This window comes from Streptomyces sp. NPDC127106, assembly GCF_042677605.1.
In the GTDB taxonomy this organism is placed as follows: Bacteria; Actinomycetota; Actinomycetes; order Streptomycetales; family Streptomycetaceae; genus Streptomyces.
In genome coordinates this window covers 1-6463 of sequence record NZ_JBHXTC010000115.1, presented here as the reverse complement: position 1 = coordinate 6463, position 6463 = coordinate 1, and the positions used below count along the sequence as shown (strand labels likewise).

Annotated in this window: 5 protein-coding genes; 4 read left to right on the top strand and 1 reads right to left on the bottom strand. The window is 76.1% G+C overall.

What is annotated here, in order from left to right; all coding sequences use genetic code 11:
- Together ACFVGY_RS37480 and ACFVGY_RS37475 are read left to right on the top strand one after the other, a co-directional pair.
- A partial coding sequence (locus tag ACFVGY_RS37480; protein WP_385686979.1) for a methionine adenosyltransferase domain-containing protein occupies positions 1-324 on the top strand: 324 nt, incomplete at its 5' end.
- 369 nt (positions 325-693) lie between these two features.
- On the top strand, positions 694-2742 hold the full coding sequence (locus ACFVGY_RS37475) for a primosomal protein N' (protein WP_385686982.1): 2049 nt from the start codon (positions 694-696) through the stop codon (positions 2740-2742).
- A 143-nt stretch (positions 2743-2885) separates the two neighbouring features.
- Here the strand turns inward: ACFVGY_RS37475 and ACFVGY_RS37470 are convergent, their stop codons facing one another.
- Positions 2886-3425 carry a hypothetical protein gene (locus tag ACFVGY_RS37470; RefSeq protein ID WP_385686976.1) on the bottom strand — a complete coding sequence of 180 codons (540 nt, stop codon included), beginning with the start codon at positions 3423-3425 and terminating at the stop codon, positions 2886-2888.
- Between the two features lie 284 nt (positions 3426-3709).
- Between ACFVGY_RS37470 and fmt the strand changes: the two genes are divergently transcribed.
- Complete coding sequence (gene fmt, locus ACFVGY_RS37465; RefSeq protein WP_385686973.1) at positions 3710-4645, top strand: methionyl-tRNA formyltransferase; 936 nt, start codon at positions 3710-3712, stop codon at positions 4643-4645.
- A gap of 54 nt (positions 4646-4699) precedes the next feature.
- Positions 4700-6160, top strand: coding sequence for an RsmB/NOP family class I SAM-dependent RNA methyltransferase (locus tag ACFVGY_RS37460; RefSeq protein ID WP_385686970.1), 1461 nt, complete (start codon positions 4700-4702; stop codon positions 6158-6160).
- Positions 6161-6463: the final 303 nt, after the last annotated feature.

Here is a 6463-nt window from a genome sequence, read left to right as displayed (position 1 = left end):
ATGCGCTGGGTCGCGAAGAACGTGGTCGCCGCCGGCCTCGCCTCGCGCTGCGAGGTCCAGGTCGCGTACGCCATCGGCAAGGCCGAGCCCGTCGGTCTCTTCGTCGAGACCTTCGGCACCGCCAAGGTAGACGTGGCCAAGATCGAGGACGCCATCGGCGAGGTCTTCGACCTCCGCCCGGCCGCGATCATCCGCGCCCTCGACCTGCTCCGCCCGATCTACGCCCAGACCGCCGCCTACGGCCACTTCGGCCGCGAGCTGCCGGACTTCACCTGGGAGCGCACCGACCGCGTCGACGCCCTGCGCGCCGCCGCCGGTCTCTAGGACCCCCGCGCACGCGCGTGCGCCGCGTACGGCCCCGGCCCCTGTGGCCCGGGGCCGTACGCGTTCCCGTGCTGCCCGGGACGGACCAGCCGAGCGACACCGGAGAACGCGTGTGGCGCGCGGCGCTGTCGCCGCTGGGCCGGGGCGGCCGCCCGGTGCGAAGACAGCGGATACATCTGGAGCGGGTGACGTGCCCCGGGCTGTGAGGACCCCGCCGCCGGCCGGGACCCCCGCAGGCCGCCCGGACCCCGTCCGCTGTCAGTGGTGTTTGGTAAGAATGCGGGTGTGAGCAGCGCGAACGATTCCGGCCAGGAGGGCGGGGACAAGGGTCCCGGCGGCCCGCCGGAGCAGCTCGCACTCATCCGCGAGATGGTCGCCGAGGCGAAGGCCAAGGCGCCCAAGGCCAAGCCGCGCACCTGGCGGGGCGCGGCCCTCGCCCAGGACCTGCCGATCGCCCGGGTCCTCGTCAACAAGGGCGTGCTCCACCTCGACCAGCTCTGGGACTACGCCGTCCCCGAGGAACTCTCCGAGGCCGCGCAACCCGGCGTCCGCGTCCGGGTCCGCTTCGGCGCCGGCTCCCACCACGTCCACGGCGGGCGCCGCGAGGGCGGCCGACTGATCGACGGGTTCATCGTCGAGCGGCGCGCCGAGTCCGACTACAGCGGGGCCCTGGCCGCCCTGGCCCACGTCGTCTCGCCCGAGGTCGTCCTCACCCCGGGCCTGCTGGCCCTCGCCCGCGCCGTCGCCGACCGGTACGCCGGCAGCCTCGCCGACGTCCTCCAGCTCGCCCTGCCCCCGCGCAACGCCCGCGCCGAGTCCAAGCCCTCCCCGGAGCCGCTGCCGCTGCCCCCCGCCCCCGACCCCGGCGGCTGGACCCGCTACGGCGCCGGCCCCGCCTTCCTGCGGTCCCTCGCCGGCGGCGGCATCCCGCGCGCGGTCTGGACGGCCCTGCCCGGCCCCGGCTGGGCCGACGAGCTCGCCCGGGCGATGGCCGCCACGCTCGGCTCCGGCCGCGGCGCCCTCGCCGTGCTGCCCGACGGCCGCACGGCCGCCCGCGTCGACGCCGCGCTCACCTCCCTCCTCGGCGAGGGCCGACACGCCCTGCTCACCGCCGAGTCCGGCCCCGAGAAGCGCTACCGCGAATGGCTCGCCGTCCACCGCGGCTCCGTACGCGCCGTCGTCGGCACCCGCGCCGCGATGTTCGCCCCCGTACGGGACCTCGGGCTCGTCGTCGTCTGGGACGACGGCGACTCCAGCCACAGTGACGACCGCGCCCCCTTCCCGCACGTCCGCGAGGTGCTGGAGCTGCGCGCCGTCAGCGAGGGCTGCGGGTTCCTCGCCGGCAGCACCAGCTGCACCGTGGAAGCCGCCCAGCTCGTCGAAACGGGCTGGGCCCGGCCCCTGACCGCCGACCGCGACACGGTCCGGGCCTGCGCCCCCCGGATCCGTACCGTCGGCGACGAGCTCCTCGCCCGGGACGAGGCGGCGCGCGCCGCCCGCCTGCCCTCCCTGGCTTGGGAGACCGTACGGGACGGGCTGAAGACCGGCCCGGTCCTCGTCCAGGTGCCGCGCCGCGGCTACGTGCCCCGGCTCGCCTGCGAGCGCTGCCGCACGCCCGCCCGCTGCCGGGCGTGCGCGGGGCCGCTGGAGGCCCCCGACGCGCGGGACCTCACCTGCGGGTGGTGCGGGCGTCCAGAACCGTCCTGGCACTGCGAGGAATGCGGCTCGTTCCGGCTGCGCGCCCAGGTCGTGGGCGCCCGGCGGACCGCCGAGGAGCTGGGGCGGGCCTTCCCGGCCGTGCCCGTGCGGACCTCCGGGCGCGACCACGTCCTCGACGAGGTGCCCGACCGGCCCGCACTGGTCGTGTCCACCCCGGGCGCCGAACCGGTGGCGGCCGGCGCCGGGTACGCGGCCGCACTGCTCCTCGACGGCTGGGCCATGCTGACCCGGCCCGACCTGCGGGCCGGCGAGGAGGCCCTGCGCCGGTGGATCGCGGCCGCCTCGCTGGTGCGCGGGGAGGGGCAGGTCGTGGTGGTCGCCGAGCCGACGCTGCGGCCGGTCCAGGCACTGGTGCGCTGGGACCCGGTGGGCCACGCCGTGCGGGAGCTCGCCGAGCGGGCCCAACTGGGCTTCCCGCCGGTGTCCCGGATGGCCGCCGTCGTCGGGCGGGGCGAGGCCGTGGAGTCCTTCCTCGCGGGCGCCGCCCTGCCGCCGGACGCGGAGGTGCTGGGCCCGGTACCGCTGCCCGGGCGGCGCGGGGAGCCGTCCCCGGGGGAGCGGGCGCTGGTCCGGGTGCCGCCGGGCAGCGGTGCGGCGCTGGCGGCCGCGCTCAAGGCGGCCCAGGCGGCCCGTATGGCGCGGGGGGTGCCGGCGGCGGAGGCGGTCCGGGTCCGGATCGACCCGGTGGACATCGGCTGACGGTCGCACGGTCGTCGCACGGTCGGGCGGCCCCGCGGGCCGACGGCCGAACGCCCCCGCCCGGCCGGGGCCGTCGGGGGCGTTGCGGTCGCGGCGTCAGGGCACCGGCCGGCGGGGGTCGGCGTCCCGCGGCGGGCGCGGGGTCAGCCGTTGCGGGGGCCGGGCAGGGCCGCCGCCGAACGGGATCCGGCCCCGACCCCGGCCCCGGCACCGGCCTGGGACTCCTCGCGCACCGGCTGGGGCGGCGCCGAGCGGGCAGCCGGGACGGTGGGGAGCGGCCCGAGGGTCCGCGTCGTGGTGCCCTCGGCCAGCGGCTCGGCCGCCTCGGCGGCCTGCGCCCGCCGGGCCCCGTACCGCCGGTGCACGGCCTGCTTGGTGACGCCGAGCGCCGAGCCGACCGCGTCCCACGAGAAGCCGAGCGAACGGTCGAAGTCCACCGCCGCGGTGACCAGCGTCTCGACGCTGTCCCGCAGTTCCTGCGCGAGCCGGACGGTGGGGGCGGGCGCGCGCCCGTAGACGACGAAACCCGTGGAGGGACCGGAGCGGCGGGGGCGGTAGACGTTGCCCAGCTGAGCGGTGAGCGTGCGCAGCGCATCCACCTGCCGGCGGACCCGCTCGATGTCCCGCACCAACAGGTGAAGGCTGGCCCGCGCTTGGGCGTCGTGGGTGGCGTGGTCGGCCATGAAGAAGCCTCTCGAACCGGTGCTGAAGAGCGGACAGGGCCGCAGACACCTATCTTGCGCGGCCCGGTTTCGGTCAATCTCACTTGACCAACGCGCCACCCGTGGAGGAAGTCACGCTTCGGGGGCGTGTCGGCATATGCGAGAGGCGCGTGTGTGTACGTACGCCCCCTGACGGGCCTGAACGGCCTGATCGCGGCCCGCGCGGCTTCCCTCCGGGGCGGACCCATAGACTGGTGCGCTGCTGACAGCGAGATCGCGAGCGAGAATAGCGAGGTAGACCCCCAGTGAAGCTCGTCTTCGCAGGCACCCCCGAGGTCGCCGTGCCCGCCCTGGACGCCCTGATCGCCTCCGGGCGCCACGAGGTCGCGGCCGTCGTCACCCGGCCCGACGCCCCGGCCGGCCGCGGCCGCCGGCTCGTCGCCAGCCCGGTGGCCGAGCGCGCCTTGGAGGCCGGGATCGAGGTCCTCAAGCCGGAGCGGCCGCGCGACCCGGAGTTCCAGGCCCGGCTGCGCGAGATCGCCCCGGACTGCTGCCCGGTCGTCGCCTACGGCGCGATCATCCCCAAGAGCGCCCTCGACATTCCCCGCCACGGCTGGGTCAACCTGCACTTCTCGCTGCTCCCGGCCTGGCGCGGGGCCGCGCCCGTCCAGCACTCCATCATGGCGGGGGACCAGGTCACCGGGGCGTCCACGTTCCGGATCGAGGAAGGCCTCGACACCGGGCCGGTCTACGGGATCCTGACCGAGGAGATCCGGTCCACCGACACCAGCGGCGACCTGCTGACCCGTCTGGCCTTCGCCGGCGCCGGCCTGCTCGCCGCCACCATGGACGGCATCGAGGACGGCACGCTGCGGGCCGTGGAGCAGCCCGCCGACGGCGTCTCCATCGCCCCCAAGATCACTGTCGAGGACGCCCGCCTCGACTGGACGGCCCCGGCGATGCGCGCCGACCGAGTCGTCCGCGGCTGCACTCCCGCGCCCGGCGCGTGGACCGTGTTCCGCGGCGAGCGACTCAAGATCATTTCGCTCGGCCTGGTGCCGGACCGCACGGACCTGCCCCCCGGCGCGCTGGCCCCGGCCAAGAACAACGTCTACGTCGGCACCGGCTCGCACGCCGTCGAACTGCTCTGGGTGCAGCCCCAGGGCAAGAAGCCCATGCGGGGCGCCGACTGGGCGCGCGGGGTCCGGATCGCCCCGGGCGAACACCTCGCGACGGCGTAACCTGAACCGGACGCCCTTTTCATCCCGTATATCCATATCCGGAGCACCTTTCACGTGAGCGAACAGCCCCGCCGTCGTCCCGCCGCTGCCGGCGCCAAGCAGCACAAGCCGTACCGCCGGCCCAAGAAGGACCCGGTCCGGATCCTGGCCTTCGAGGCGCTGCGGGCCGTGGACGAACGCGACGCGTACGCCAACCTCGTCCTGCCGCCCCTGCTGCGCAAGGCCCGTCAGAACGAGGACTTCGACGCCCGGGACGCCGCGCTGGCCACCGAGCTCGTGTACGGGACGCTGCGCCGCCAGGGCACGTACGACGCGATCATCAGCGCCTGCATCGACCGTCCGCTGCGCGAGGTCGACCCGCCGGTGCTCGACGTCCTCTCGCTCGGCGCCCACCAGCTCCTCGGCACCCGCATCCCGTCCCACGCGGCGGTCTCGGCGAGCGTCGAACTGGCCCGCGTGGTGCTGGGCGACGGCCGCGCCAAGTTCGTGAACGCCGTCCTGCGCAAGATCGCCGCGCACGATCTGGACGCCTGGCTGGAACGGGTGGCCCCGCCGTACGAGGACGACGCCGAGGAGCACCTCGCCGTGTACCACTCCCACCCCCGGTGGGTGGTCAGCGCCCTGTGGGACGCCCTCGGGGGCGGGCGCGCCGGGATCGAGGACCTGCTGGAGGCCGACAACGAGCGCCCCGAGGTCACGCTCGTGGCCCGGCCGGGCCGCTCCACCCCCGAGGAACTGACCGCCGCCGTCGGCGAGGGCGCGGCCCTTCCCGGCCGCTGGTCGCCGTACGCCGTACGGATGGCCGAGGGCGGCGAGCCCGGCGCCCTGGAAGCGGTGCGGGAGGGGCGCGCCGGCGTCCAGGACGAGGGCAGCCAGCTCGTGGCGATGGCCCTGGCGGCCGTCCCCGTCGAAGGCCGCGACGAACGCTGGCTCGACGGCTGCGCCGGCCCCGGCGGCAAGGCCGCCCTGCTCGGCGCGCTCGCGGCGCAGCGCGGGGCCTTCCTGCTCGCCTCCGAGAAGCAGCCGCACCGGGCGGGCCTGGTCGAGCGCGCACTGTCCGGGAACCCGGGCCCCTACCAGGTCATCGCCGCAGACGGCACCCGCCCGGCGTGGCTGCCGGGCTCCTTCGATCGGGTCCTGATGGACGTCCCCTGCTCCGGCCTCGGCGCCCTGCGCCGCCGCCCGGAGGCGCGCTGGCGCCGCCGGCCGCAGGACGTGGAGGGCTTCGCTCCGCTCCAGCGGGCACTCCTGCGGGAGGCGCTGGCCGCGGTGCGGGTGGGCGGTGTCGTCGGATACGCGACGTGCTCGCCGCACCTGGCGGAAACGCGGGTCGTCGTGGACGACGTCCTCAAGGGCCGCGGCGCGGCCGCCCGCCCCGTCTCGGCCGAACTGATCGACGCCCGCCCGTACCTCCCGGGCGTCCCTGCCCTCGGTGACGGCCCGGACATCCAACTGTGGCCGCACCTCCACGGCACGGACGCGATGTACCTGGCCCTGCTGCGACGCACGGCGTAGCAGCGCGGGGGGGTTGCGGCGCGGGTTGCGGCGCGGGGGGTTGCGGCGCACGGGCTGGTGGGTTGGTGGGTGGTTGCTGTGATGAGCGGGATGCACGCACCGAGGGCCAGGCGGCTGGGCGGGAGCCCAGGGGCGGGGTGACGGCCGACCGGGGTCGGTGGGGTGTCCGGGGGTTTCCCGGCAGCCCATTGTCCTTCCGGTTCGGGCAGGCCCGTCAAGGGCCAATGCCGCGTAGTTAAGGGGTTGGTTGTGTCGTCAAGAGTGTGTTGTGGGTGAGTTGGTAGGTGCCGTGCGCTGGTGATG

What these genes read in the sequence shown, in the direction of transcription:
- ACFVGY_RS37470 (WP_385686976.1), bottom strand. Translation starts at nt 3,425, where the DNA reads ATGGCCGACCACGCCACCCACGACGCCCAAGCGCGGGCCAGCCTTCAC.
- ACFVGY_RS37475 (WP_385686982.1), top strand. Translation starts at nt 694, where the DNA reads ATGGTCGCCGAGGCGAAGGCCAAGGCGCCCAAGGCCAAGCCGCGCACC.